Source organism: Rhodococcus sp. RD6.2 (genome assembly GCF_001040705.1).
Classification (GTDB): Bacteria; Actinomycetota; Actinomycetes; order Mycobacteriales; family Mycobacteriaceae; genus Rhodococcus_G.
This window is the reverse complement of sequence record NZ_CVQP01000001.1, coordinates 228,168-253,385: the sequence shown is the minus strand read 5'-3', so window position 1 is coordinate 253,385 and position 25,218 is coordinate 228,168. Positions and strand designations below refer to the sequence as shown.

Here is a 25,218-nt window from a genome sequence, read left to right as displayed (position 1 = left end):
CGGCATCCGTGTCGGGTGATTCGAGACGACGTGGTTCGTACACTCCACTCATGGACACCTGGGTGCTGTCGCTGTTCCTCGGCCTCGGCCTCGCGGCGGCAACGGGACTGCGTACGTTCCTGCCGTTGCTGATGCTCAGCGCCGCCGCGCACTTCGGGCTGTTCGGCATCTCTCTCGGCGAGTCGTTCGCCTGGGTCGGGTCGACGGCGGCGCTCGTGACGCTGGCCGTCGCGACCGCGGTCGAACTGCTCGCCGACCTCGTCCCGGTCGTCGACAACCTGCTCGGCGCGATAGGCACCGTCACCCGGCCGATCGCCGCCGCCATCGCCGCGGGCGCCGTGTTCACCGGACTCGACCCGTCCGCCGCAGTGATCGCGGGAATCATCGTCGGCGCCCCGACCGCGCTCGCGTTCAGCACCGCCCAAACCGGGACGCGGGCGGTGAGCACCGCGTCGACGGCCGGTCTCGCGAACCCGGTGGTGTCGGTGGTCGAGGACGTCGTCTCGTTCGTGCTCGTCCTGATCGCGTTCGTCCTGCCCCTGCTGGTTCCGGTCGCGCTCGCGTTCCTCCTGTGGTTCGCGTGGAAGGGCGTGCGTCGACTGCGGCGGCCGCGTCCCGTCACCGGCTGAGGCAGCGCACCTGACAGACTGGCAAGCATGGCGGATTCCGAGATCACCTTCAGCAGCGGCGACGTCACGGTTCACGGCACCCTCCGGCTTCCGGACGGCGTGACGCAGCCGGTGCCCGCGGCGCTGCTGCTCGCCGGCAGCGGCCCCACCGACCGCAACGGCGACAGCGCGGTGCTTCCCGGTCCGATCGGCACCCTGCGGTTCCTCGCCGACACCCTCTCCGAAGCAGGCATCGCCAGCCTGCGTTACGACAAACTCGGCAGTGGTGTGACCGGACTCGGACCGTACGACGTGGACGACGTTGCCGGGCTTGGCTTCTCGGTGTTCGTCGACGCCGCGGCCGACGCCCTGCGCAACCTCGGCGCCCAACCCGACATCGACGCCGACCGGCTGCTCGTGATCGGCCACAGCGAGGGCGCGCTGGTCGCCATGGCGCTCGCGGTCCGCGACGACACTCCCGCACTGATCGGTCTCGGTCTGCTCGAACCGCTCGCAGTCCGGCTGCTCGACCTGCTGACCCGGCAGATCACCGGCCAGGTCGACGCCGCCGTCGCGGGCGGTCAGCTGCCGCTGGATCTGGCCGATCAGCTGCGCACCGGTCTCGCCGACGCGGTCGAATCGCTGCGCACCGACGGCACGGTGCCGGACGACCTGCCCGAGCCGCTGCGTCTGGCCGGGCTGGTGTCCGTCAACGCGAAGACCCTGGCCGAGGAGGATGCACTCGATCCGCGCGCCCTGGCCGCGCAGTTGCCTGCCGGGCTCCCGGTCCTGACCAGTTGTTCGGCCCGCGACATCCAGGTGGACTGCGACGACGTCGACGCCCTCGACATCGCGTTGGCGGCGACCGCGGTGACACCGGTCCGGATGACGACCGCGAACCACGTGCTCAAGGAGATCGGGCAGCGCCCGTCGACCGGCGCCGACTACATCGAGGACCTGCCGTTCTCGCACGAGTTCAGCGCCGCGTTCGACGCCTGGCTGGCCGCCCTCCCCCGCTGACCCAGCACCCGGTCGCGGGGGGCAACGCGGCGGCGTGTGCCCCTCGCGCCGATCCCCGGCGTGGAAACCGAGGTGCGCGCGACCCCGACGATGCTGTAGCGTCCTCGGCTAACAAGTCGCCGAGCGAGAAAGGAACCGCACGAAATGTTCGCGCACGCCGTAGTCGTACCCGCAGCAGCCATGTGGCAGTTCCACATTTTCGCCAAGCGCATACGCCGAGAATCGTCCTGACGACGCAGATCGACTTCTCGGCACCCACGGCCATCCGGCCGGGGTGCCTTTTCTTTTTCCCGGACGTTTTCCCGAACCGTCGTCATCACGAAACCTGCCGAACACACGACGCCGACACACTCGTCGTGCAGGCACCGAGCCAAGGAGCTCCGACATGAAACTTCGATTCAACCAGTTGTCCCAGACGCGGCCACTCGCCGAGTTGCCCGCGGACCTGACCGGTCACGCGATCACACTCGACCTCTCGCACACCGACGCCGATCAGCGCGCCGCCGCCACCGACCTGGCCCGCGAACTGCTCGACCGCGGTGCTGCGCGCATCGTCATCTCCGGTTCCGCCGCCTGACCCTCGCGCGAGCGTTCGTCCTCCCCGCCGAGAAACGACGGAAGGTGCACACTCGACGCGAAGCCGAGGGTGCACCTCCCGGAGGTACTGATCGTCAGTGCGCGAAGTGGCGCGCCCCGGTCAGGTACATCGTGACGCCTGCCTCACGTGCCGCCTCGATCACCTCGTTGTCGCGAACCGATCCGCCCGGCTGCACGACCGCCTTGACGCCCGCCGTCGCGAGAACCTGGAAGCCGTCGGGGAACGGGAAGAACGCGTCGGACGCCGCGACCGACCCGACCACGCGCTCACCGGCCCGGTTCACCGCGAGGTGCGCGGAGTCGACCCGGTTGACCTGACCCATACCGACACCGACCGAGGCGCCGTCCGAGGCCAGCAGGATCGCGTTCGACTTGACCGAACGGCAAGCCCGCCAAGCGAATTCGAGGTCCTTGAGGGTCTGCTCGTCCGCCGGCTCCCCGACCGCGAGGGTCCAGTTCGCGGGGTTGTCGCCCTCGGCGTCGAGAACGTCGCGTTCCTGCAGCAGCGCACCGCCCGAGATGGGACGCAGTTCGATGCCGGTCTCCGTCGGCGCGACGGCCTCGAGCACGCGCACGTTCTTCTTGCGCGCGAGAACCTCGACGGCACCGGCCGCGTACGACGGCGCGATGATGACCTCGGTGAAGATCTCCGCGACCTGCTCCGCCATCTCGACGGTGATCTCGCGGTTCGCGGCGATGACGCCACCGAATGCGCTGACCGGATCGCACGCGTGGGCCTTGCGGTGCGCCTCGGCGATGTCCGCGCCGACCGCGATACCGCACGGGTTGGCGTGCTTGATGATCGCGACGGCGGGCTCGGCGAAGTCGTACGCGGCACGCCAGGCGGCGTCACCGTCGGTGTAGTTGTTGTACGACATCTCCTTGCCGTGCAGCTGCTTCGCCTGTGCGAGGCCCGCGGGCGCGGCCGGGTTCACGTACAGGGCAGCCGCCTGGTGCGGGTTCTCCCCGTAGCGGAGCACCGCGGAACGGTCCCAGCTGGCACCGGCCCACTCCGGGAACTGCACGTCGCTCTCGACGAGAGTGGACGTCATCCACGACGCGACCGCGACGTCGTACGACGCGGTGTGCTGGAACGCCTGCGCGGCGAGCGCGGTGCGCTCGGCGAGGGTGAACCCGCCTGCCGCGACAGCGGCGAGCACGTTGGTGTACTTCGCGGGGTCGACGACGACGGCGACCGACGGGTGGTTCTTCGCGGCGGCACGCACCATCGACGGGCCGCCGATGTCGATCTGCTCGACGCACTCGTCGGGCGAGGCGCCCGAGGCGACGGTCTGCGTGAACGGGTACAGGTTCACCACGACCAGCTGGAACGCCTCGATGCCGAGCTCCTCGAGCTGGGCGAGGTGGTCGGGCTTGCGGGTGTCGGCGAGGACGCCGGCGTGCACGCGCGGGTGCAGCGTCTTGACGCGACCCTCGAGGCATTCCGGGAATCCGGTCAGCGACTCGACGGGCGTCACGGGGATGCCCGCCTCGGCGATCTTCGCGGCGGTCGATCCGGTGGAGACCAGTTCGACACCGGCCTCGTGCAGGCCGGTGGCGAGTTCCACCAGACCGGTCTTGTCGTACACGCTCACCAGTGCGCGGCGCAGTGCCTTACGTTCGGTCACTTCGGGATCACGGCCTTTCGTCCATCGGATACAACTCCTCGGGTGGCGACGGCGGCGAGAACTTCCACCAGCAGTCGCCGTTCCACTGTCTTGATGCGCTCGTGCAGCGTCGCCTCGTCGTCGTCGTCGAGGACGGCGACCGGTTCCTGCGCGAGCACGGGCCCGGTGTCGACGCCCGCGTCGACGAGGTGCACGGTCGACCCCGTGACCTTGACGCCGTAGGCGAGGGCGTCCCGGACGGCGTGCGCGCCGGGGAACGACGGCAGCAGCGCGGGGTGGGTGTTGACGATGCGGCCGCCGAATCGCGTCATGAACTCCGGTCCGAGGATCTTCATGAAGCCGGCGGACACGATCAGGTCGGGGTCGTGGGCGGCGACGGCTGCGGTCAGCGCACCGTCCCACGCGGCGCGGTCGGGGTGGGCGCCCAACGCCACGGTGAAGGCGGGAATCCCGGCGGACTCGGCATGCTCGATCGCGGCGCAGTCGCGGTCGACACCGACGGCGACGATCCGTGCCGGGTAGTCGTTCACGGCAGCGGCGATCAGGGACTGCAGGAGGCTTCCGGTACCGGAAGCGAGGACCACTACCCGGGCCGGGCTGTTTGTGGCGGGCCGGAACACGTGCGGGGCAGTCAGCGCTCTACTCCTCGTAGGCATCGGCCGGGCGACTCCGACCGGGGGACCTTCGGCGCCGCCGAGCTGGACACACCTTCGGCGCCACCGACGGCAGCAGCAGTCGGCACGCGACAAGACTAGTCGCTGCTGGTCCGACGACCGTCGGGCAGGTCGGGCTGACCTGTCGACTCCGTGACCTGCGCCACTGCGTCGTCCCCCGCGTCTGCGTCGTCGACGATCTCGGCATCGACGACGACAGCGGTGGGTTCGGCGTCGCCACCGGGCAGAGCCTTGGCTCCGTCGTCGAGCAGTTCTGCGTCGATCACGGTCGACGCGTCACCGCGTTCGGTTCGCGGGGGCGAGTTCGGACCCGAGGGCAGGGCCGGGCTCGCCGTTGCAGCAGCGGAAGCCGCCGCGGGCGCACGCCGCGGCTCCCCGGCCGCGGCAGGTGGCGTCCGCCACCGGGACAGCGCCGCCGCGGCGGAGCCGAAGACCGCGAGCCACCCGAAGGTGGCCCCGACGAACGTGAGCAGGTCGATGCCGACCGAGCCGAACGAGCCGATCGCGCCGCCCGACACGAAACCGAGCAGCGCGAAGACGAGAGCGACTCCGGCCGACCCCACGAGCGCCGTCTGCACAGCCGACAGTGGCGAGGGGGCGCGGCGTGCGCATTCGCGGCCGAACATGATGCCGATCGCGGCGGGTACCACCAGTCCGACGAGCCAGCCGTCGCCGCCTGCCTGTTCGGGCAGCGCGCCGAGGACGGGCAGCGCGGGCACCGGTCCGCCGACGACGTCGAAGAGGCTGACGGACGCCGATCCGACGTGAATCGCGGATCCGACCAGCACCGCCGTGGCCCCGACAACGACATTCGGCAGGTACAGGATCGACAGGACGGTCAATCCGAGTCCGCCCATGAATCCGTCGCCTGCCTCGACGAGCATTCCCACTGTCGACCACGAGGCGAGCAGCGACGCCACGGTGATCGCGGCGCCCGTGGCGAGCAGGGCCATACCCGACCGCGTTGCGGGCCTGGCGGCCGCGAGGACCCAGTCCGGCACGCCGAGCAGGGTGACGACGGGACGCCACAGGCGCACGCCGATTCCGATACCCGCACCGATCAGGTGAACGGCGATCACCCAGACCAGCGCAGCGAGGGTGTTCGGTGAGGACAGCGGGATGACGGACGACGCGTCGGCCACGACGGCGAGCGCGATCGCGGTCACGACAACCGGGCCCGCGACCGCGGCACCGAGCACCCACCAGCACTCGTGGCGGGGCGTCGACGCGGTGACGACACGGGAGCAGCCGCGGGCGACCGCCGCGACCATCACCAATGTCGGCAGCAATGGCAGCACGCCCAGGGAGGCTCCACCGATGGTGAGCGGAACCTGATGCAGCGCAAGCCATCCCGCAGCGATGGCGCCGCTGGTTCCGGTCAGGTCACTGTTGGCTGCGACGAGAGTGAGAACCATGCACGTCGCGATGACGACCAAGGCGAGCAGCGCAGGACGCAACGCGACATTGAGCAGCGCGCGCACCTGCTCCGGGGTGGGGCTCGGCCGGCTTCGGCTGGGCATCCGGCCTTCCGGCGTACGCGTGGTGCGCCGCCCTCCGTCCGAGCGCGCGCCGCCGCGGCTGAGCACGGAGTTCATCGCCGCGGCATCAGTCGTCGGACTTCTCGGGCTTGTCGACGCCGAATGCCTGCGTCGGTGCGGCGGGCGTGGATCCGGTGGCCGAATCCGGCGTGGCCGAGGGCGGCGTCGCGCCCTGAGCATGCTGCGACTGCCCGTACTGCTGAGGCTCGCCGTACTGCTGAGGCTCGCCGTACTGCGGGGCCTGCCCGTACTGCTGGGGCTGGCCGTACTGCGGCGCCTGTCCGGGCTGGGGAGCCTGTCCGAACTGAGGGGCCTGCCCGAACTGCTGCGGAGGCGCGTACGGCTGCTGCGGGGCCGAGTAGGGGTTGGGAGCCGCATATCCGGCCTGCGGCTGACCGTAACCGGTCTGGCCTGCCTGCGGCGGTGCCTGACCGTAACCGGGCGCGTATCCGGGCTGCGCGCCATATCCCGGCGCCCCGAACGGCTGCGTCTGATAGCCGGCGCTGCGCGGGGTGGGCGGCTGGACGATACCGACCGTGAACAGCAGCAGCGCGACGGCGAGAGCCGCCTGCACGAAGGCGATGACAAGGCCGAGGATGCCTCCCCACGCCAGGCTGACACCGTCGGACAGGTTGAACACGAAGAAGAGTCCGACGACGAATCCGACGAGCGAAGTCACCGCCGCAGCCGCCGGCTGGGACTGCCCCGGCAGCAGCGACACGCCGGCGAGCAGGCCGCCGATCAGCAGCAGTGCGAGCCCGATGACGGGGTAGCCGCCCTCGAAGGAGTTCTGGGAGACGGCGGCGGCACTGAAGGCGGTGACCTTCATGTACGGCGCAAATCCGAAGAGGAAGCCCGCGATGCCGAGAACGAGGACGGCGATCGAGAACAGGTACGGCAACGGCTTGGAGGTCAGGCTCCCGCCGCCGGGTGCCGAAGCGGACGGCGGCTGACCCGGGCCCGCTTGGCCCGAGGACGGGTAACCGGGTCCGGTGGGCGGGTACGTCATCTCGGCTCCTCGATGTGTGGGCGCTGAATTCGGCGTCTGCGCCGCCGCAGGGCTGTTCGTCACACGGGCGGTGCCTCACAACGCTAGCGCACGCCGCCGCGCCGAGCCGGTGGCGCGTGGTGCTGGAGTGGCGCCACTGTCTCGGACGCGCAAACGCCGACGGGCACCTGCAATTGCAGGTGCCCGTCGGCGTCGAGTGGGTGTGTTACGCGCCCACGGTGAGGGTCTGGAGGATCTCACGCGCGAGAGCCGCGGTCTCGGACGGCGTCTTGCCGACCTTGACGCCGGCTGCCTCGAGTGCATCCTTCTTCGCCTGCGCGGTGCCCGAGGAACCGGAGACGATGGCGCCTGCGTGGCCCATGGTCTTGCCCTCGGGGGCGGTGAAGCCCGCGACGTAGCCGACGACCGGCTTGGTGACGTTGGCCTTGATGTAATCGGCCGCACGCTCCTCGGCGTCGCCGCCGATCTCGCCGATCATGACGATGAGCTTGGTCTCCGGGTCGTTCTCGAACGCCTCGATGGCGTCGATGTGCGTGGTGCCGATGACCGGGTCGCCGCCGATGCCGATGGCGGTCGAGAAGCCGTACTCGCGCAGCTCGAACATCATCTGGTAGGTCAGGGTGCCGGACTTCGAGACCAGGCCGACGGGGCCCTTGCCCGCGATGTTGGCCGGGGTGATGCCGACCAGCGCCTCGCCGGGGGTGATGATGCCGGGGCAGTTGGGGCCGATGATCCGGGTCTTGTTGCCCTTCTCGACGTTGTAGGCCCACGCGTACGCGGAGTCCTGCACCGGGATGCCCTCGGTGATGACCACGAGGAGCGGGATCTCGGCGTCGATGGCCTCGACGATGGCGTCCTTGGAGAACGCCGGGGGAACGAACGCGATGGACACGTCCGCGCCGGTCTTCTCCATCGCCTCGGCGACGGAAGCGAAGACGGGCAGCTCGACGGGGTTGCCGTCCTTGTCCGTGTGCGAAACGGTGGTGCCGGCCTTGCGGGCGTTGACGCCGCCGACGACCTGGGTGCCGGCCTTGAGCATCAGTGCGGTGTGCTTGGTGCCCTCGCCGCCGGTGATGCCCTGGACGATGACCTTGGAGTCCTTGGTCAGGAAGATAGCCATTGTTCTGTGTCCCTTACTTCGCTGCGAACGCGAGTTCGGCGGCCTTGTCGGCGGCCTCGTCCATGGTGGCGACGACCGTGACCAGCGGGTGGTTGGCCTCGGCGAGAATGCGGCGACCCTCCTCGACGTTGTTGCCGTCGAGACGGACGACGAGCGGCTTGTTGGCCTCGTCACCCAGGGTCTCCAGGGCGCCGACGATGCCGTTGGCGACCGCGTCACAGGCGGTGATGCCGCCGAAGACGTTGACGAACACGCTCTTGACCTGGACGTCGTTCAGGATGACGTCGAGACCGGCGGCCATGACGGCTGCGGAGGCGCCGCCACCGATGTCGAGGAAGTTGGCGGGCTTGACGCCGCCGTGCTTCTCACCTGCGTAGGCGACGACGTCGAGGGTCGACATGACCAGGCCCGCGCCGTTGCCGATGATGCCGACCTCGCCGTCGAGCTTGACGTAGTTGAGGTCGTTCTCCTTGGCCTTGAGCTCGAGCGGATCGGTCGCGTCCTTGTCCTCGAACTCGGCGTGGCCGGCCTGACGGAAGTCGGCGTTCGCGTCCAGGGTGACCTTGCCGTCGAGGGCGAGGATCTGGTCGTCGGGCGTACGGACGAGCGGGTTGACCTCGACGAGGAGAGCGTCTTCCTTGATGAAGACCTCCCACAGCTTCTGGATCGTGTTGGCCGCGGCGTCGAGCACCTCTGCGGGCAGCTTTCCTGCCTCGGCGATGCTGCGCGCGAACGCGAGGTCGACACCCTTGACGGCGTCAACGGGGATCTTCGCGAGGGCGTCGGGGTTCTCCTCGGCGGTGACCTCGATCTCGACGCCACCCTCGACCGAGCACATGGCCAGGTAGGTGCGGTTGGTGCGGTCGAGCAGGAAGGAGATGTAGTACTCCTCGGCGATGTCACTCGCCTCTGCGACCAGCAGCTTCTTGACGACGTGGCCCTTGATGTCGAGGCCGAGGATCGCCTCGGCGTTCGCCTGCGCGGCGTCCGCGTCGGGCGAGTACTTGACGCCACCGGCCTTGCCGCGGCCGCCGACCTTGACCTGCGCCTTGACCATCACGGGCTTGCCGATTTCCTCGGCGATCTCGCGGGCTCCGGCGACAGTGTCGGTAACACGGCCGGCCGACGTCGGCACATCGTGCTTGGCGAAGAGTTCCTTCGCCTGGTATTCGAAGAGATCCATCTGCTCACCGTCTCGTCTGCGTTGACGCCCGCTCGAGGGGTAGGAGCGGGTCCGTCCGGGACAATATCTAGTTGATTCCGTGACGCAGCCCTCGCCTTGGTGCTATGTGGCATATGTCACGGAGTCCGATGTGGCGCGCTGCAGGTCACGGCCGTCTAGGCCGAACCGCCACGACGGCGGTCGCCACGAACAGCACCACACCCATGATCGCAGCCCAGGTTCCCGGTCCGATAGCCGCCTCGGCGATCCGACTGTTGGTCAAGGGCCACCCAGTCAGGTATACGCCCATCGACAATGCGGCCCCAACCGCCCCCACCCCTGCGCGCGCCGGGCGGGCCCGTGCCGCTGTCAGGACGGTGACCACGAGAGTCACCACCAGTACTCCCTTGCCCCACGTGTCCCATCCCCACGGCCAGTCGGTCACCGCGTCGGGCGCGTAGCCGGGGCCGGTATAGAGGGGAAGGGCCAGCGCGATCGTCGAGACGACGACCGCGGGAACCCCGACCAGGAGGACCCCACGCCGCCACGGGGTTCCGACGGAATGATCTACCGCGTCACGTTCGACGGAACCCGCATGCCAGCACAGCGCTCCCGTCGCGACGGCCCCGAGCGCGGACGCTCCGAGCAGGACGGTTCCGGCGCCGATACCGACACCGGGGACGTCGATGGCGACGACGACAGCCTGCAACACCGCAGCTACGGCGGCGAACTGAGCGGCCCACACGACAGCGACGGCAGGCCGGATGACGGGCGCGAATCCGGGAAGCAGCAGTGCCGTCGAGGAGACGAGCAGGATCGCGCCTGCGACGAGTGCAACTCGGGCGACGAGGACGTGGGGACGGTCGACGCCGTCCGGCACCGTCAACACGGGAAGCAGCGACCCGACCACGGCGAGCGCGCCCGACACGACGCCTGCCGCTCCTGCGACAGCGTGCCGGCGCGCCTGACGAGCGCGGTGGGCCATTGCGCGGGAGGTGCTCGACACCCGGACATCGGTGGCGGACCGGGCACGAACCCGAGCCGCCGCAGGCATGGTCGCCCCCGCTGCGATCAGCACGAGCGCGGCGAGCGTGCACACCACCGATCCGGCCGCGACGGACACTCCGCCGCCGGCCGCGACACCCGCCGCAACACGAGAACCGAACAGTCCGAGTGCGCCGAGTCCGGCACCGACGACCGCGGCCGCAGCGACGTCGGTCGACTCCGAGGCGAGGGCGGCCGCCACCACGACCAGGACGGCAAGCACCACGAGCGCGACACCGATCGCCGTCGGAGCGTTCGAGCCGAGCAGCGGATGCACGACCAGCACGGGGTCGGTGGTTGCCCAGGGCACGCCGAACGATCCTGCGCCGAGCAGCAGCGCGGCACCGACCGCGACGACGCCCGACAGGGGCCCGATGCGGCGGGCGACGGGCGCACCGTCGAGCGCGGGATCCGCGCCGAGCCCGTATCCGTCGACCTGTGCGGCGCTGGTGACGGCGACGAGTCCGAGGATCCCCGCGACGACTGCGAGGGCATGGCCGACCAGGAGGGCGATGGCGCCCGCGCCCGCATGCAGGTGCGCTGCGGTCAGCGGCCGGAACAGGTCGAGGCGGTTGGCGTCGATCGGGTCGCTCCACAGGGCGGCGTCGAGCACGACGATTCCGAGGGTGACGCCGCCCGAGCCCGCGAGCAGGGCACCGGCCGCGGCGACTGCGCCTCGGGCGAGCGCGACAACGGCGAGAAGTGGTGGAAGGAGAGCGCAGGCGAGCGCCACCGCGGCGGCGGCGCCCACTGCAGGCCCTGTGTTCGGACCGACCACACCGAGAACGGGCGCCGCGACCAGCAGCACCGCGCCGAGGAGAGCTGCGGCGGTGGCGGCGACGGCAGGCCGGGTGGGATTCGGCGCCGGGTCGCTGCCGGAGGTCGGTGCGAGGACCGGACGCGATGTGGTGGACACGGCGCCCGACGCTAGCGGGGAACTCCTCGAGTGGCGGACGACGAGACGACCTCGGGATTCGTCCGTGATGCATTTGTGATGCATCTCACATTGTTGGGTCACGTGTACGCAGAGGTTGCGGCTGTTGCGGCCGTTTCGTTACCGTCGCTGAGGCAAAGTCACAGACGGGTCACGAATGGAGGACGGCAGGTTGTCCAGACACCGCGCGCCCTCCACAACCCACAGTTACGGCACCGTCCCAGTACCGGACTTCTCCTATGCCGACAACATCGCAGCTCAGACCGTCATGCCGCAGCAGGCCCCGACGCCGGACCCGAGTAGACGCAGGGACTGGATGGCGGGAGACGACGCGAGCACGTATTCACATCCGCAGTACTCGGCTCCGCGTTACACCGGGTCATCACGTCTCGAGACCCACGGCTCCATGAACTACCGCACCACGACGCCTCACCCCAGTACCGAGCATGACGAGGTCGACGACGGACCCACCGCGATCGTCCCGGCTCTGCACGAGTTCCCCCCGCTCACGAACAGCACGGACCGACCCGCGTCCGATCATGCGAATGTCGCAGCTCCCGCTCGCCGCGGTGGAGCGCACCGCATCCCCACTCCGCCCACCGCCCTCAAGGGCCGCGCCGCAGTCGTGGCCGTCGCCGCAGGCGCAGTCGTCGCCGCAGGGCAGGCCGCGGGCGACGGACCGGAAGCCTCTCCCGACTTCACGCTCGCCGCCGCTGACGACGCCTCCACCATCGCGTCGACCGCTGAGCCGCAGGCCGCACAATTCGCCGCCGACACCGCGAGCTCGTCGCAGGCGCCGCAGGTGCTCAACGTCGCCGATCCCGCCGACCTGAGCCAGTTCTCCAACCTCCTCGCGAAGGGCGAGCGACTCGGTGCCGAGCGCGCCGCCCGCGACCTCGCCGCCCGTCGCCCACTGTTCGCACTCCCCGCGCTCGGCGCCTACACCTCCGGCTATGGCGCCCGATGGGGCGAGCTGCATGCAGGTGTCGACATCGCCAACGCCATCGGAACCCCGATCTACGCCGTTGCCGACGGCGTCGTCATCGACTCCGGCCCGGCCTCCGGCTTCGGCATGTGGGTACGCCTGCAGCACGCCGACGGCACAGTCACCGTCTACGGACACATCGACTCGTCCCTGGTGTCGGTCGGCCAGCAGGTCATGGCGGGCGACCAGATCGCACGCATGGGCAACCGCGGTTTCTCCACCGGCCCGCACCTGCACTTCGAGGTGCATCTCGGTGGCTACAACAAGATCGACCCGCTCCCCTGGCTCGCCACCCGCGGCATCAGCCTCGGCGTCGAGCGCGACTGAACTCCGCGCACCACACCCACACATCATCGAGGGCCGTCTTCCCCGCTCGGGGAGGCGGCCCGAGTCGTCGGCGCCCATCCTGACAACTACTAACGATTTGGCGACCACGCCCGTTCACCGAGCGATTCCGGGCCGACGCGACTAGCGTCGGCGACGACGAAGCGCACAACGACGGTTTACTGATCGACGACCGAACGACCATGCGATTACGGTGCTGTGTCCGCGAAGGATGTGCCCGTCTCGTTGACCCTGCGCCGCCATCCGAGTCGTCGCGCTGTACAGCTCACCGGCGATCAACGGCACGAGGAGGCATCATGGCGCCCGCGGATCCCTCGAAGACCACAGCAACCCGAGCACCCGTAGGCAAGATCAGCATCTTCGCGCTCGCGATCATGAACATCGTTGCCGTGGTGAGCCTCCGAGGCCTGCCCGCGGAGGCCGAGTACGGCCTCTCATCGATCTTCTACTACCTGTTCGCGGCGCTCTTCTTCCTCGTCCCCGTCTCCCTCGTCGCGGCAGAGCTGGCCACCGGCTGGCCGGAAAAAGGTGGCGTATTCCGTTGGGTAGGTGAGGCTTTCGGAGCCAAATGGGCGTTTCTCGCGATGTTCATGCTGTTCGTGGAGGTCAGCGTCTGGTTCCCCACCGCCCTCACATTCGCGGCCGTCTCACTGGCCTACACCGACCGAGATCTGAGCTTCGCCGAGCAGCTGTCGTCGAACAAGATCTTCGTTCTCGTCATCGTGCTCGCGGTGTACTGGCTGGCGACATTCATCGCCTTTCGGGGCGTGAACTCCTTTGCCCGCGTCGCCAAATGGGGCGGCATTGTCGGCACCATCGTCCCTGCCGCGATCCTGATCGTGCTCGGCTTCTCGTACGTCCTCGCAGGCAACAAGTCGCATGTCGACCTGGAGTGGGGAGAGCTGATCCCCAACTTCAACAACTTCAGCAACGTTGTCCTGGCCGCGAGCATCTTCCTCTTCTACGCGGGTATGGAAATGAATGCGATTCACGTCAAGGATGTCAAGAACCCGACGAGAAACTATCCGATCGCGGTGGGCATCGCGGCGCTCGGCACCGTGGTCATCTTCGTCCTGGGCACGCTCGCCATCGCTTTCGTCGTCCCCCGGACCGACATCAACCTGACCCAGTCCCTGCTCACCGCGTACGTCGACATGTTCAGGTGGGCCGGGATCTCCTGGGCGGCACCGATCATGGCCGCAGCCCTCGCAATCGGCGTACTCGCGGGCGTCGTCACCTGGGTGGCGGGACCGTCCTCCGGCCTGCTGCAGGTCGCGAAGGCCGGATACCTGCCCCGGTTCTTCCAGGCGACCAACAGGCACGGCATGGCGACACACATCATGCTCATCCAGGCTCTCGCGGTCACGATGCTCTCGATCCTGTTCGTGGTGCTGCCCTCCGTGCAGGCGGCCTACCAGATCCTCAGCCAGCTCACCGTGATCCTCTACCTAGTGATGTACCTGCTGATGTTCGCGGCAGCGATCTACCTCCGGTTCAGTCAGCCGAACCGGCCTCGCCCGTACCGGATCCCCGGCGGAGTCGCCGGCATGTGGATCGTGGCCGGCGCCGGGTTCACCGGCGCACTGCTTGCCTTCGTATTCAGCTTCATCCCCCCCGATCAGATCGCCGTCGGCAGCCCGGTCGTGTTCGTGGTGATCCTGCTGGCACTCACCGCCTTCTTCGTGTCCCTGCCGTTCTTCATCTACCGCGCGCGCAAGCCACACTGGGTGGACCCGGGCAACGACTTCGCCCCGTTCACGTGGCAGGCGGAGGGCAGCCATCCGGGGGTGGTCAGCACCTCGGCGACCGACACCAGCACGGCCGTCACGGGGGAGACCGCGTGAGCCCCGCCGTCGCGCCCGCGGCCGTCGAGACCGCCGTCGCCGACGCCCACCGGGACTGCGTCGGGGTGACCGGCGGCAAGAACGCGAGCTACATTCCGTACCTCGCCTCCGTGGACCCGTCACTGTTCGGCGTCGCTGTGGCCACCGTGGACGGTCAGGTGTTCGAGGCAGGCGACAGCAGGTTCGAGTTCGCGCTGGAGTCGATCTCCAAGGTGTTCACCATGGCCGTCGCGCTGGAGGACCTCGGCGCGGAAGAGTTCCACCGCAGGATCGGCGCGGATCCGACCGGGTTGCCGTTCAACTCGGTGATGGCGCTCGAACTCAACGACGACATGCCCCTGACACCGCTGGTGAACGCGGGCGCGATGTCGGCAACCAGCGCGGTGCAGGCCGACGACAAGGAGCACCGCTGGCGACGGATCCTCGGCGCGCAGTCCAGGTTCGCCGGTCGGCAGATCACCCTGAGCGACGCGGTCAACACCTCCGAGCAGACCACCAACACGCACAATCGGGCGATCGCGTGGCTGCTGCAGTGCGGCGGGGCGATGTACTCGGATCCGATGGAGGCCTGCGAGATCTACACGCGGCAGTGCTCCACCCTGGTCAACACCGTCGACCTGGCGGTGATGGGGGCGACACTTGCCGCGGGCGGAGTCAACCCGGTCACCGGCGACCGGGTGGTCAGCGCCGTGAACGTGCCACACATGCTCGCGGAGATGACCATGGAGGGTCTGTACACCCGCTCGGGCGACTGGGCCTACACCGTCGGTCTTCCCGGAAAGAGCGGCGTCGGCGGTGGACTGATCGCGGTCTCACCGGGAAAGCTCGCCATCGCAGGATTCTCGCCGCCGCTCGATTCCGCAGGCAACAGCGTGCGCGCTCAGGCGGCTGTCGGCAAGGTCGCGACGGCACTGAAACTGGGCCTGTTCCGGGTCCCGGGCCTGCCCTGAATTCCGACGGACGGCCGCTCACTCCACGGCAACCGCCTCCACGATCGTGCGCCGCGACGCCCGCACGGCCGGCGCGACCGCGCCCACCATCGCGAGAGCTGTTGCGACACAGGTGGACACGAGCAGCGTCGGTCCGGTGGCGAAGGCCACGTCGACTCCGAGCACGCTGCTCATCGCGAACGACGTCACGTATTGACTCGCAGCCCCGAACGCCGCTCCGAGCACCCCGCCGACGACGCCGATCGCCGCCGCCTCCGCGAGTACCGACCGGGAGACGAAACGACGTGACGCCCCCATCGCGCGCAGCACACCGAGTTCCCGACGGCGTTCGAGCACCGACAGCGTGAGGGTGTTCAGCAGTGCAACGGCAGCGACGCCGACGACGATCCAGGCCATCGCGGCGACCAGCACCGTCCCTCCGCGCACCGACTCGGCAACGGCCCGGACGCTCTCGGCGCCCGAGTACACGTTGATGCCCTCCGGGAGCGCGGCGCGCAGCGCGCCCATGACGGTCTCGGGGTCGGCGCCCGGCTCGAACAGGACACCGAGGATCGTCGCTCCCGGCCGCTCGAACCACGCGCGCAGCTGCGTCATGCTCAGCGCCACGACACCTCCTGACGCGGCGAAGAACGGGACGACCTGCAACACCTCGACCGAGTGCACGCCGGTCGGGGTGGGGAGGTCGACGACGTCGCCCGCGTCGACGTCGAGGGCCGCGGCGACGTCGCGGGACACGGCGACCCCCTCGCCGTCGATCAGGCGCTCGCGCGTCTCGTCCGTCAGCGCATCCGCGGGCGGTGCGGTACTGCCCGGTGCAAGTCCGGTGAGCATGACCCTGCTGTCCCCGACGGTCGTGTACGCCATCTGCCCCTCACCGACCCCCGCGACGCCCGGGGTCGCCGCGACCGCGGCCTCCACGGACGACGGGAGGATCGGTGCGGTGGGGAACACGCCGGGATCGGCGCTGCCGACGTACGCGTCGACCTCTCCGAGTGACGCGAAACTCGCTGTTGCCGAGTCGATCACGTTGGTGTTGGAGCCGGTCGTCGACATGGTCATCGACACTCCGACGACGACGGTCATCAGGGTCGTCCAGACGCGAAGGGGTGCACGTTCGAGCGTGGTGGCAGCCAGGACGCCGGGCGTACCCAGCGTCCGGGCGACCGAGGCCGTCGCGCGCACCAGATAGGGGCCCGCCGCGAAGCACAGCAGGACCTGCGCTGCGGACGTCAACGCGATGGCGGTGACCGCGACCCGTCCCGTTGCCTGGGTCGCGACACCGACCGCGCAGGCCGCCACGAACACCCCGGCGACGAGTGCGAGGACACGCGTGCTCCGCGTGGCGGTGTCGATGCTGGACGCCCCGACCGGGACCAGCGCCTCCACGGGGGCGACGGCGTACACCTGCCGTGCCGCCAGCGCGGCAGCGGCGACCGCCGCCAACAGACAGGCCGCGACGGCGGCCGGGATCGCGTACGGCGGCAGTATGTACTCGATGTCGGCTTCGACCCCCTGCAACAGTGCGGGTGGAATCCGTCCGATGACGGCGCGGCCGACGAGCACCCCCGCGGCGGCGCCGACCACACCGCCGACGATCCCCAGGACCGCCGCCTCGCCGAGGAGGTCGGCCACGATCACCCGGCGACGCCCGCCGATCGCGCGCAGCAGCGAGATCGTCGGGCGGCGTGAGGCGACGGCCATGCTGGTCACGTTGTAGACGAGGAAGGCCGCGACCACCAGTGCACCGGACGCGGCGGACAGCGTCAGCGCCTGCATCAGTGAGATGCCGCCGCTGGACTGGAGCGCCCGCAGGTTCGGCGTCGCGACGAGGGCTCGGCCGCCGATCGCGGCGTCGATGTCGTCGCGCACTCGCGCGGTGTCGGCGCCGGGGTCGGTGGCGACGAGGACGGAGTCGATCCGTCCGGGTCTGCCGGTGAGATTCTGGGCAGTGGTCAGTGGCGCGACGACGAACCGCCCACCGGACAGGTCGCGGGCGTCGCCGCCGAGTACCGCGGCGACCGTCGCCGTTCCCGCACCCAGATCAACCGAATCCCCTACTGCCAGTCCGGTGTCCGGGCCGACCGCGACACCGTTCGGAGTCGTCGCCAACGCCACGGCCACCGGCGCAACCAGCCGACCCAGATCGCTGCCGAGCGAGGCGCCACGCGGGTCGGCTCCGAGAACCAGCAGACGGTCGGGGCCTGCCTGCATCCGGAGCATCGGCGCCGCCACGGCGACCGACGGAACGGCGGCGACCAACCCGGCCAGGCCCTCGTCGAAGCCACTGTCCGTGACGCCGGAGACCTCCAGGTCCGCCGCGCCACCGACCCCGTCGACGAGCCGCTCGGCAGACCCGGTGACCGACCCGGAGATGCCGAAGACGGCGACCAGCAGGCACGCGGCGACCGCGACGACCCCTGCCGAGGTGACGGTGCGTCCGGGATGGACCCGCAGTTCACGCAGGTTCAGGGCGCGGATTCGGGACAGTCCGGAGCCGATCATCCACCGCTCCCGACACGGACCGTGGCCGGCCGGTCCGATCCGACCCGACCGTCTCGAATGGTGACGACGCGGTCGGTCGACTCCGCCGCGTCCAGGTTGTGGGTCACCATCACCACGGTGCGGTCGCGTCCGGGTTCGTGTGCGACGTCGGCGAGCAGCTCCATGACGGCAGCACCGGTGACGGAGTCGAGGTTGCCGGTCGGTTCGTCGGCGAGGATCAGAGTGGGATCCATGATCAGTGCGCGGGCGAGGGCGACGCGCTGCATCTGGCCGCCCGACATCTCCGACGGCCGGTGGTCGGCGCGGTCCCCCAACCCGACCCGGTCGAGGAGCGCGATCGCGTCGGCCTTCGCCCGGCCGAGCCGGACACCGGCGAGCAGTCTCGGCACGGCGACGTTCTCCCACGCCGACATCGTCGGGATCAGGTTGAAGAACTGGAAGACGAAGCCGACGCGGCGAAGCCGGAAATCCGACTGCTGACCGTCGTCGAGGGTCCCGATCTCCTTACCCTGGAACCTGATCGAGCCGGAGTCCGGGCTGTCGAGCGCTCCGAGCAGATGCAGCAGGGTGCTCTTGCCCGCACCCGACGGTCCGACGACGGAGACGAACTCCCCTGCGCCGAGCGTCAGGGACACGCCGTCCAATGCCCGGACGAGGCCGCCGCCGATGCGGTATTCGCGGACCACGTCGGACAGTTCGACCGTCACCTCTCGCGGGCCGGTCACGCCGACGCTGCCGAGACACCGGTCGCCATGGCGTCGACCATCCCCTGCTCGCCACGCTGTTCTCGGCGCAGCGCGGCGGAGATGGTCGCGCCCTCGTCCAGCACGGCGCGGAGCACCGGCTGCTCGGACGCCAACCGCAGCCACGCCTGCTGTGGCGTCGACCCGTCCTCCAGCGCCTGGTCGAGGAGCGCCGCCAGGTGGCCGCTCCAGCGGTGCTGCAGCGCCAGCAGGATTTCGTCGGGCGACCGGAAATGCTCACGAGCGCTCGGTATCTCGCCGAGCCTGCGCACGATCGTCGGGTCCATCGCGGCCCGGGTCAGGACGTCCTCGAGCACTCGGCGACGTTCTCGGAATTCGGTCCAGGACATCTCTCGGCCCCCTAGCCGTGGTGACGTGACTGCATCGTGGAACCAAACCTAGGAAAACCGACGCGTCCCGTCGCCGTGCCGGAGTCGGGATCTCGTCTCCTACCGCAGTAGGAGATGCAGGTCCGGTCATGGGTGGATGCGCCGCCGCCTACCCCCGTTTACGCTGACCCTGTGCCGGTAACGGAGTTCTTCCGCCAGCGGCTGGCGGCGAGCGGATACGACTATCCCGTCGGGGTGCCCGTCTTCGAGCACGTCGCGACGTGCGTCATTGCCGTCGTCGCGGTCGCGCAGCGGGACGCGTTCGTCCCGCCTGGCTGGCCGCTTCTGCTCGGGGTGATCGCCTCGGTCGCCCCGATGATCGCCGACATGGTCCGCACCGGCGCACTGGTCCCGCGGCCGGTGCTGGCCGCGGTCGTGATCGCGGCGACGTCGCTGCTGATGCTGGATCCTCCTGCGACCCAGTTCGACTTCGCCCCGCTCCTGCTGGTGATGATGGTGGGCGAGGTCGCGGCGACGTCCGGCCTCGCGGTGAGCCTGACGACCCTGGCCGCGTCCCTGGCGGTGCCGCTGGCCTTCGCCGCACTGGGGCCGCTCGGTGGCGCCGCCTGGCTGTACGCCCTGATCATCGCGCTCGGCTGGATCATCGGCAGGCTCATGCAGGTCCAGCTGCGCCTCCTGCACCAGGAGCGGGCGGCCCGGGCCACTGCGGCGGAGCAGTCCGCGACGGAGGAGCGGCAGCGGATCGCGCGCGAAGTCCACGACGTGATCGCGCACTCGCTGAGCATCACCCTGCTCCACACGACGGCGGCGCGGCGCGCGCTCGAACAGGACCGCGACGTCGACGAGGCCGTCGACGCGCTCACCGACGCCGAACGGCTCGGCAGGCAGGCGATGGCGGACATCCGCCGGACGGTGGGACTGCTCGGTTCCGGACCGTCCGCGCACCGACCGGAGCCCGGCATCGCCGACGTCCCGGAGCTGATCGACGACTTCCGCCGGGTCGGCCTGCCCGTCGACTTCGAGATGACCGGTGACCTCGATTCCGTGAGCCCGGCGACCGGTCTCGGCGTCTACCGGATCTCGCAGGAGTCGCTGGCGAATGTCGTCAAGCATTCGCCTGGAACGGCAGCAGCGGTCCGGGTTGCGATCGCGCCGGATGCCGTCACCGTCGAGGTCCGCAACCGCCTGGCCACGACTCCGGGGCGCACGAAGGGGCCACCGGGGACGGGACTGCGGGGCATGCGCGAGCGCGCCGCGTTGCTCGGCGGCGACCTCCGGGCGGGCCCCGACCGTGACGGCTGGTCGGTGCGAGCCCGGGTTCCGTTGCCGGGCGGATCGTGTCGGCCGGCGTTCCTGCGCATCCTCCCGGGTATGTCGTGACGGCGCCCGACGTGCGGGTACTGCTCGTCGACGACCAGGAGCTGGTGCGGTCGGGACTGCGCCGGATCTTGCGCCGCAAGGATGGCTTCTCGATCGTCGCCGAGTGTTCCGACGGCGACGAGGTGCCCACAGCCGTCGACGAGCACCGCCCCGACGTGGTGCTGATGGATCTGCGGATGAAGCGGGTCGACGGGATCACCGCAACGCGCAACCTGGCGTCCCGGGGCGACCATCCGCCCGTGTTGGTGCTCACGACCTTCGACGACGACGAACTACTCTCGGGGTCGCTGCGTGCCGGGGCGGCGGGTTTCGTCCTGAAGGACTCGGCTGCCGAGGACCTGATTCGCGCGGTCCGCACCGTGGCGGCCGGAGGATCGTGCCTCGACCCGGCGGTGACGGGACGCGTGCTCACCGCCTACCGGTCCGCGGCGACCCCCCGGCGCGAGGCACCGGGCGAGTTGACCGCGCGGGAGGCCGACGTGCTCGTCCGGATCGCCCGCGGTCTCACGAACCGTGAGATCGCACTCGACCTGGGGATTTCCGAGGTGACGGTGAAGTCGCACGTCGGCCACATCTTCGTCAAACTCGACCTGCGCGACCGCGCCGCCGCCATCGTGTACGCGTTCGACCACGGCATCGTGACCCCCGGCGCTCCCACACCCTGAGGGTGGGTCGTCAGAGCTTGACCCGACGGCAAGCCGTCAGAGTTTGACCATCGGTACGCCGCCGATGAGCATCAGGCGCACCTTGCCCGCGGACCCGAAGTCCACGGTCACCGTTGCCGTCGGGCCTGCGCCCTTCGTCTCCAGGACGGTGCCGAGGCCGTACTTGTCGTGACTGACCCGGTCGCCGACCGCGAGCACGAGGTGGTTGTTGCGCGGCCGTGCTGCGCCGAAACTCGGTGCCGCTTCTGCCTTCTCCCGGCCCCCGTAGCCGCCGCCACCGAAACCACCGCCGCCGCCGTAGCCGCCGCCGTAGCCCTGTCCGCCGCGGAACCGGCCGCCGCCGATCGCACCGCCCATACCCGGTCCGGGGTCCTCCCGACGCCAGTCGATGAGGTGCTGCGGAATCTCCTGCAGGAATCGTGATTCCGGATTGGTGATCGGCTGCCCCCACGCTGAGCGGAGCACGGCACGCGAGACGTACAGCCGCTGCCGTGCCCGGGTGATGCCGACGTACGCGAGGCGTCGCTCCTCGGACAACTCCGCGGGATCGCCGAGGGCCCGCATGTGCGGGAACTGACCGTCCTCCCAGCCGGTGACGAAGACGACGGGGAATTCGAGGCCCTTCGCGGTGTGCAGCGTCATCATCGTGACCACGCCGTCGCCGTTGTCGGGAAGTTGGTCGGAGTCCGCGACCAGCGACACCCGTTCGAGGAACGCGGCCAGCGAACCCGGATCGGGTTCGCCGTCACCGAGCGCGGGATCGTCCTCGCCCGCCGCCGCGAGCGCCCCTTCGAGTGCCTCGTCGATCTCGGACTCGATACCGGCGGCGTTCCGGGCGTCGGAGCTGAATTCGCGTGCGACGCTGACCAGTTCGTTGAGGTTGTCGAGCCGGGCGCCGTCCTGCGGGTCGCTGCTGGCCTCGAGCTCCGCCCGGTAGCGGGTCTTGTCGAGTACCGACTCGACGACGTCACCGATGTCGATCAGTCCGGCGTCGTCGGGCTGCATGCCGTCCCGGATCTCGTCCATCATCTCGACGAACGCGACGATCGCCTTCTGCGAGCGGGTGTTCAGCAGCGGAACGGTGCCCGCGGCGGCGTCACGCAGGGCCGCGGCGAAACCGATGCCCCGCCGCTCGGCGTGCACGGACACGCACGCCTCCGCGCGGTCACCGATGCCGCGGCGCGGGGTGTTGAGGATGCGGCGCAGGCTGACCGTGTCGTCGGGGTTCTCCAGCACCCGCAGGTACGCGACGACGTCACGTACCTCCTTGCGCTCGTAGAACCGGACCCCGCCGACCACTTTGTACGGCAACCCGAGGCGGATGAACACCTCTTCCAGCGCGCGGGAGGAGTTGTTCGTCCGGTAGAAGACGGCGACGTCCCCGAACTTCGCGTCCCCGGCGTCGACGAGCCGGTCGATCTCGGACGCCACGAACGACGCCTCGTCGTGCTCGTTGTCGGCGACGTACCCGATGATCAGTTCGCCCTCGCCGGAGTCCGTCCACAGTTTCTTGTCGCGGCGTCCGGTGTTGCGGGAGATGACGGCGTTGGCGGCCGTCAGGATGTTCTGGGTGGAGCGGTAGTTCTGTTCGAGGAGGATCGTCCGCGCCTGCGGGTAGTCGCGCTCGAACTCCTCGATGTTGCGGATGGTCGCACCGCGGAACGCGTAGATCGACTGGTCCGCGTCACCGACGACACACAGCTCCGATGGCGGCACATGGCCTGCTCCCTCCTCTCCGACGAGGGTGCGCACGAGCACGTACTGGGCGTGGTTGGTGTCCTGGTATTCGTCGACGAGGACGTGCCGGAAGCGGCGCCGGTAGTACTCGGCGACCTGCGGGTGCCGCTGCAGGACCGCGACGGTCTCGCCGATCAGGTCGTCGAAGTCGAGGGCGTTCGCTGCCCGCAGTCGCGCCTGATAGTGCCCGTACACCCGCGCGACCAGCCGAACCACCTCGTTGGTGTCGCGGTCGGCGTCCTCGGCCGCCTGCTCCGGGCCGATCAGCTCGTTCTTCAGGTTCGAGATGTGCGTGGCCAGCAGCCGAGCCGAGTACTTCTTCTGGTCGATCTCGAGGTCCTTCGAGATCATCGTCAGCAGCCGGCGCGAGTCGTCCGCGTCGTAGATGGTGAAGTTCGAGTTCAGGCCGGGCAGCAACGCCGCCTGCATGCGCAGGATTCGCACACACGTCGAGTGGAACGTCGCCACCCACATGTTCCCGCCGCGCGGACCGACCAGCTGGGAGACGCGTTCACGCATCTCCGCGGCCGCCTTGTTCGTGAACGTGATCGCCAGGATCTGACTCGGCGTGGCATCTCGTTCGGCGAGCAGGTAGGCGATGCGGCGGGTTAGGACGGCGGTCTTGCCCGACCCGGCGCCCGCCACGATCAGCAGCGGCGACCCCGTGTGGACGACAGCCTCCCGCTGTTGCGGGTTCAGTCCGTCGAGGAGATCCGCGGTGGATGTGCGGTGGCCGGCCTGGGCTGCAGCGGAGAATGTGTTCATTGCCCGTCCACGCTACCGCCGGGCGCCGACATCGGGGTCCGCCGCCCGCACCCCAACCGGGCGCACCCCCTCACGCATGGCAAAATGGGGCCATGCTCAGCGCCTTCGATCGCCACCACTGGCGATTTTTCTACGGGTACCGGACTCCGGTGCCCGTGGCCTGAACACCCCCACGAGCCCCGCGGTCCGCTAAAGCGATCCGGGGCTTTTTCGTGAAACGCCTGGATCGGGTAACGACCGGCGGGGCCGACGACGATCCAGTGTGTGACACGAGGAGAAAACATGAACGCGGCGAACGACGCAGGTTCGAACGGCGACGTCCCCACCACCGAGATCCCGACCACCGAGGCCGAGATCGACGCACTCCGCAAGGAGATCGACCGGCTCGACGCCGAGATCCTCGCGGCGATCAAGCGCCGCAGCGAGGTGTCACAGATCATCGGCCGCACCCGCATGGCGTCCGGCGGCCCCCGCCTCGTGCACAGCCGGGAGATGAAGGTCCTCGAGCGTTTCGGCGAGCTCGGCCAGGAGGGTCATACCCTCGCGATGCTGCTGCTGCGCCTCGGCCGCGGCCCGCTCGGTCGCTGAGCCGGGACCGGCAGACCCACAATCCGGGCGGAGCCGGTGGATCTACTTTGCCGCGGCCTCGAGTGCCCCTCGGCGTCCCGGCCTACCCTTTCCCACCGACAACGGCTGCACCGACGACGTGTCGTCGTGACTTCGTTCGGGTGATCGGCGTCCGAGGGGACCGAGGAACCCGAGGTGGCCGCATTCCCTGGCACAGCCCCTCCGGCCGCCCGATCAGGTGCTGATACCGTCGTCGGTGTTCTGACACGGGGTGCTCCGCGAACGCGGGGCTGAGATGAGACCCGAGAACCTGTCCAGGTAATGCTGACGAAGGGATGTCATGGTTTTGCGCGCGCCTGTCACCGAATCGGGAGGCTTCACCGAGTACCTCTGGGATCGGACGAAGACCCTGCGGGTCGCGATCGACGACCTCGAGTTTCTGCGCCGTCTCGGCGACGGCACGCTGCCGCTCGAGGTGTTCCGCACCTACGTCGAGCAGGATTCGCTGTACCTCGCCGGATACTCGAAGGCCTTGGCCATCCTCGCGTCGAAGTCGCCTGACCCGCAGACCGCGGCGTTCTGGGCGAACTCGTCCGCGGCTGCGGCCACCGTGGAAACGGCCCTGCACGCGGATCTGCTCGACGGGGGCCTGCTGCCGCCGCGCGCCGGTGAGCCGGAACCGTCGCAGGCGTGCCTCGGCTACGTGTCGTACCTGATCGCAACCGCGGCCACGCAGCCGTACGCGGTCGGCGCGGCGGCGGCGCTGCCGTGTTTCTGGATCTACGCCGACGTGGGACGTGGTCTGGCCGCGAGCGCCGCGGAGGTGCTCGCGGCAGATCCGGGGCACCCGTACGCCCAGTGGGTCACGACCTATGACGCCGAGGAGTTCCAGCAGTCCGCGGCGACCGCGCGGTCGCTGGTCGACGCCGCGGCCGAGGTCGCCGGCGAGGCGGAGCGGGAGGCGATGGTCACCGCGTTCACTGTCGCGACGCGGTACGAGCTCCTGTTCTGGGACACCGCCCTGAACACCCAGCCCTGGCCGGCGTCGTGA

Annotated in this window: 21 protein-coding genes and 1 riboswitch; of the genes, 10 read left to right on the top strand and 11 right to left on the bottom strand. The window is 69.7% G+C overall.

Going from position 1 to position 25,218, the window contains the following annotated elements; genetic code table 11:
• Window positions 1–50 precede the first annotated feature (50 nt).
• The 3 genes from RHCRD62_RS01130 to RHCRD62_RS01120 all read left to right on the top strand — a co-directional run bounded on the left by RHCRD62_RS01130 (window position 51) and on the right by RHCRD62_RS01120 (window position 2,205).
• A complete protein-coding gene (locus tag RHCRD62_RS01130; protein ID WP_050062829.1) occupies window positions 51–629 on the top strand; it encodes a DUF4126 domain-containing protein in 579 nt (192 codons plus the stop codon).
• Window positions 630–656: 27 nt separating this feature from the next.
• Complete coding sequence (locus RHCRD62_RS01125; protein WP_050062828.1) at window positions 657–1,628, top strand: alpha/beta hydrolase family protein; 972 nt, start codon at window positions 657–659, stop codon at window positions 1,626–1,628.
• 385 nt (window positions 1,629–2,013) lie between these two features.
• On the top strand, window positions 2,014–2,205 hold the full coding sequence (locus RHCRD62_RS01120; protein WP_050062827.1) for a hypothetical protein: 192 nt from the start codon (window positions 2,014–2,016) through the stop codon (window positions 2,203–2,205).
• Window positions 2,206–2,299: 94 nt separating this feature from the next.
• Here RHCRD62_RS01120 and purH read toward each other — a convergent pair whose 3' ends face one another.
• From purH to RHCRD62_RS01085, 7 genes are all read right to left on the bottom strand, one after another.
• A complete protein-coding gene (gene purH, locus RHCRD62_RS01115) occupies window positions 2,300–3,853 on the bottom strand; it encodes a bifunctional phosphoribosylaminoimidazolecarboxamide formyltransferase/IMP cyclohydrolase (protein WP_050062826.1) in 1,554 nt (517 codons plus the stop codon).
• The gene (gene purN / locus RHCRD62_RS01110) at window positions 3,850–4,509 is read right to left on the bottom strand and encodes a phosphoribosylglycinamide formyltransferase (protein ID WP_050062825.1); all 660 of its coding nucleotides are present in this window, start codon (window positions 4,507–4,509) and stop codon (window positions 3,850–3,852) included. The genes purH and purN overlap by 4 nt, the downstream gene beginning before the upstream one ends.
• A gap of 95 nt (window positions 4,510–4,604) precedes the next feature.
• Window positions 4,605–6,047, bottom strand: a complete 1,443-nt coding sequence (locus tag RHCRD62_RS01105) for a cell division protein PerM (RefSeq protein ID WP_084734065.1) — start codon at window positions 6,045–6,047, stop codon at window positions 4,605–4,607.
• A gap of 85 nt (window positions 6,048–6,132) precedes the next feature.
• A complete protein-coding gene (locus tag RHCRD62_RS26575; RefSeq protein WP_050062823.1) occupies window positions 6,133–7,074 on the bottom strand; it encodes a DUF5336 domain-containing protein in 942 nt (313 codons plus the stop codon).
• A 205-nt stretch (window positions 7,075–7,279) separates the two neighbouring features.
• On the bottom strand, window positions 7,280–8,194 hold the full coding sequence (gene sucD, locus RHCRD62_RS01095; RefSeq protein WP_050062822.1) for a succinate--CoA ligase subunit alpha: 915 nt from the start codon (window positions 8,192–8,194) through the stop codon (window positions 7,280–7,282).
• Between the two features lie 13 nt (window positions 8,195–8,207).
• Window positions 8,208–9,377 (bottom strand): ADP-forming succinate--CoA ligase subunit beta, encoded by a 1,170-nt coding sequence (gene sucC / locus RHCRD62_RS01090; RefSeq protein WP_050062821.1) that lies wholly within the window; start codon window positions 9,375–9,377, stop codon window positions 8,208–8,210.
• Window positions 9,378–9,522: 145 nt separating this feature from the next.
• The gene (locus RHCRD62_RS01085) at window positions 9,523–11,316 is read right to left on the bottom strand and encodes a hypothetical protein (RefSeq protein ID WP_050062820.1); all 1,794 of its coding nucleotides are present in this window, start codon (window positions 11,314–11,316) and stop codon (window positions 9,523–9,525) included.
• Window positions 11,317–11,740: 424 nt separating this feature from the next.
• Between RHCRD62_RS01085 and RHCRD62_RS01080 the strand changes: the two genes are divergently transcribed.
• From RHCRD62_RS01080 to glsA, 3 genes are all read left to right on the top strand, one after another.
• Window positions 11,741–12,646 carry a M23 family metallopeptidase gene (locus RHCRD62_RS01080; protein WP_084734007.1) on the top strand — a complete coding sequence of 302 codons (906 nt, stop codon included), beginning with the start codon at window positions 11,741–11,743 and terminating at the stop codon, window positions 12,644–12,646.
• A 314-nt stretch (window positions 12,647–12,960) separates the two neighbouring features.
• Entirely contained in the window at window positions 12,961–14,508 is a 1,548-nt protein-coding gene (gene gadC, locus RHCRD62_RS25690) for a glutamine/gamma-aminobutyrate antiporter GadC (RefSeq protein ID WP_050062819.1), read from the top strand.
• A complete protein-coding gene (glsA, locus tag RHCRD62_RS25685) occupies window positions 14,505–15,458 on the top strand; it encodes a glutaminase A (protein WP_050062818.1) in 954 nt (317 codons plus the stop codon). The genes gadC and glsA overlap by 4 nt, the downstream gene beginning before the upstream one ends.
• A gap of 18 nt (window positions 15,459–15,476) precedes the next feature.
• Here glsA and RHCRD62_RS01065 read toward each other — a convergent pair whose 3' ends face one another.
• The 3 genes from RHCRD62_RS01065 to RHCRD62_RS01055 are packed head-to-tail and all read right to left on the bottom strand — an operon-like array spanning window position 15,477 to window position 19,053.
• Window positions 15,477–17,960 carry an ABC transporter permease gene (locus tag RHCRD62_RS01065; protein WP_050062817.1) on the bottom strand — a complete coding sequence of 828 codons (2,484 nt, stop codon included), beginning with the start codon at window positions 17,958–17,960 and terminating at the stop codon, window positions 15,477–15,479.
• A complete protein-coding gene (locus RHCRD62_RS01060) occupies window positions 17,957–18,667 on the bottom strand; it encodes an ABC transporter ATP-binding protein (RefSeq protein ID WP_050063392.1) in 711 nt (236 codons plus the stop codon). Before RHCRD62_RS01060 ends, RHCRD62_RS01065 begins: the two co-directional genes overlap by 4 nt.
• 14 nt (window positions 18,668–18,681) lie before the next feature.
• Window positions 18,682–19,053 carry a hypothetical protein gene (locus tag RHCRD62_RS01055; RefSeq protein WP_050062816.1) on the bottom strand — a complete coding sequence of 124 codons (372 nt, stop codon included), beginning with the start codon at window positions 19,051–19,053 and terminating at the stop codon, window positions 18,682–18,684.
• Between the two features lie 171 nt (window positions 19,054–19,224).
• Here RHCRD62_RS01055 and RHCRD62_RS01050 point away from each other — a divergent pair, with 171 nt between their 5' ends.
• Together RHCRD62_RS01050 and RHCRD62_RS01045 are read left to right on the top strand one after the other, a co-directional pair.
• A complete protein-coding gene (locus RHCRD62_RS01050) occupies window positions 19,225–20,433 on the top strand; it encodes a sensor histidine kinase (protein ID WP_050062815.1) in 1,209 nt (402 codons plus the stop codon).
• On the top strand, window positions 20,430–21,098 hold the full coding sequence (locus tag RHCRD62_RS01045) for a response regulator (RefSeq protein ID WP_050063391.1): 669 nt from the start codon (window positions 20,430–20,432) through the stop codon (window positions 21,096–21,098). Before RHCRD62_RS01050 ends, RHCRD62_RS01045 begins: the two co-directional genes overlap by 4 nt.
• 36 nt (window positions 21,099–21,134) lie before the next feature.
• Here RHCRD62_RS01045 and pcrA read toward each other — a convergent pair whose 3' ends face one another.
• Window positions 21,135–23,600, bottom strand: coding sequence for a DNA helicase PcrA (gene pcrA / locus RHCRD62_RS01040; protein WP_050062814.1), 2,466 nt, complete (start codon window positions 23,598–23,600; stop codon window positions 21,135–21,137).
• 282 nt (window positions 23,601–23,882) lie between these two features.
• On the opposite strand from pcrA, the gene RHCRD62_RS01035 reads away from it, so the two are divergent.
• Together RHCRD62_RS01035 and RHCRD62_RS01030 are read left to right on the top strand one after the other, a co-directional pair.
• The gene (locus RHCRD62_RS01035) at window positions 23,883–24,188 is read left to right on the top strand and encodes a chorismate mutase (protein ID WP_050062813.1); all 306 of its coding nucleotides are present in this window, start codon (window positions 23,883–23,885) and stop codon (window positions 24,186–24,188) included.
• Window positions 24,189–24,424: 236 nt separating this feature from the next.
• A riboswitch (TPP riboswitch) is annotated at window positions 24,425–24,520 on the top strand.
• Entirely contained in the window at window positions 24,508–25,218 is a 711-nt protein-coding gene (locus RHCRD62_RS01030) for a TenA family protein (protein ID WP_050062812.1), read from the top strand. (Overlaps the previous riboswitch by 13 nt.)

Bases quoted from the DNA above. Each gene is read 5' to 3' on its own strand.
- pcrA (WP_050062814.1), bottom strand. From the start codon at position 23,600: ATGAACACATTCTCCGCTGCAGCCCAGGCCGGCCACCGCACATCCACC.
- RHCRD62_RS01120 (WP_050062827.1), top strand. From the start codon at position 2,014: ATGAAACTTCGATTCAACCAGTTGTCCCAGACGCGGCCACTCGCCGAG.
- RHCRD62_RS01055 (WP_050062816.1), bottom strand. From the start codon at position 19,053: ATGTCCTGGACCGAATTCCGAGAACGTCGCCGAGTGCTCGAGGACGTC.
- gadC (WP_050062819.1), top strand. From the start codon at position 12,961: ATGGCGCCCGCGGATCCCTCGAAGACCACAGCAACCCGAGCACCCGTA.
- sucD (WP_050062822.1), bottom strand. From the start codon at position 8,194: ATGGCTATCTTCCTGACCAAGGACTCCAAGGTCATCGTCCAGGGCATC.
- purN (WP_050062825.1), bottom strand. From the start codon at position 4,509: ATGCCTACGAGGAGTAGAGCGCTGACTGCCCCGCACGTGTTCCGGCCC.
- RHCRD62_RS01105 (WP_084734065.1), bottom strand. From the start codon at position 6,047: ATGCCCAGCCGAAGCCGGCCGAGCCCCACCCCGGAGCAGGTGCGCGCG.
- RHCRD62_RS01125 (WP_050062828.1), top strand. From the start codon at position 657: ATGGCGGATTCCGAGATCACCTTCAGCAGCGGCGACGTCACGGTTCAC.
- RHCRD62_RS01035 (WP_050062813.1), top strand. From the start codon at position 23,883: ATGAACGCGGCGAACGACGCAGGTTCGAACGGCGACGTCCCCACCACC.
- sucC (WP_050062821.1), bottom strand. From the start codon at position 9,377: ATGGATCTCTTCGAATACCAGGCGAAGGAACTCTTCGCCAAGCACGAT.
- RHCRD62_RS26575 (WP_050062823.1), bottom strand. From the start codon at position 7,074: ATGACGTACCCGCCCACCGGACCCGGTTACCCGTCCTCGGGCCAAGCG.
- RHCRD62_RS01130 (WP_050062829.1), top strand. From the start codon at position 51: ATGGACACCTGGGTGCTGTCGCTGTTCCTCGGCCTCGGCCTCGCGGCG.
- RHCRD62_RS01080 (WP_084734007.1), top strand. From the start codon at position 11,741: ATGAACTACCGCACCACGACGCCTCACCCCAGTACCGAGCATGACGAG.
- RHCRD62_RS01030 (WP_050062812.1), top strand. From the start codon at position 24,508: ATGGTTTTGCGCGCGCCTGTCACCGAATCGGGAGGCTTCACCGAGTAC.
- RHCRD62_RS01065 (WP_050062817.1), bottom strand. From the start codon at position 17,960: ATGATCGGCTCCGGACTGTCCCGAATCCGCGCCCTGAACCTGCGTGAA.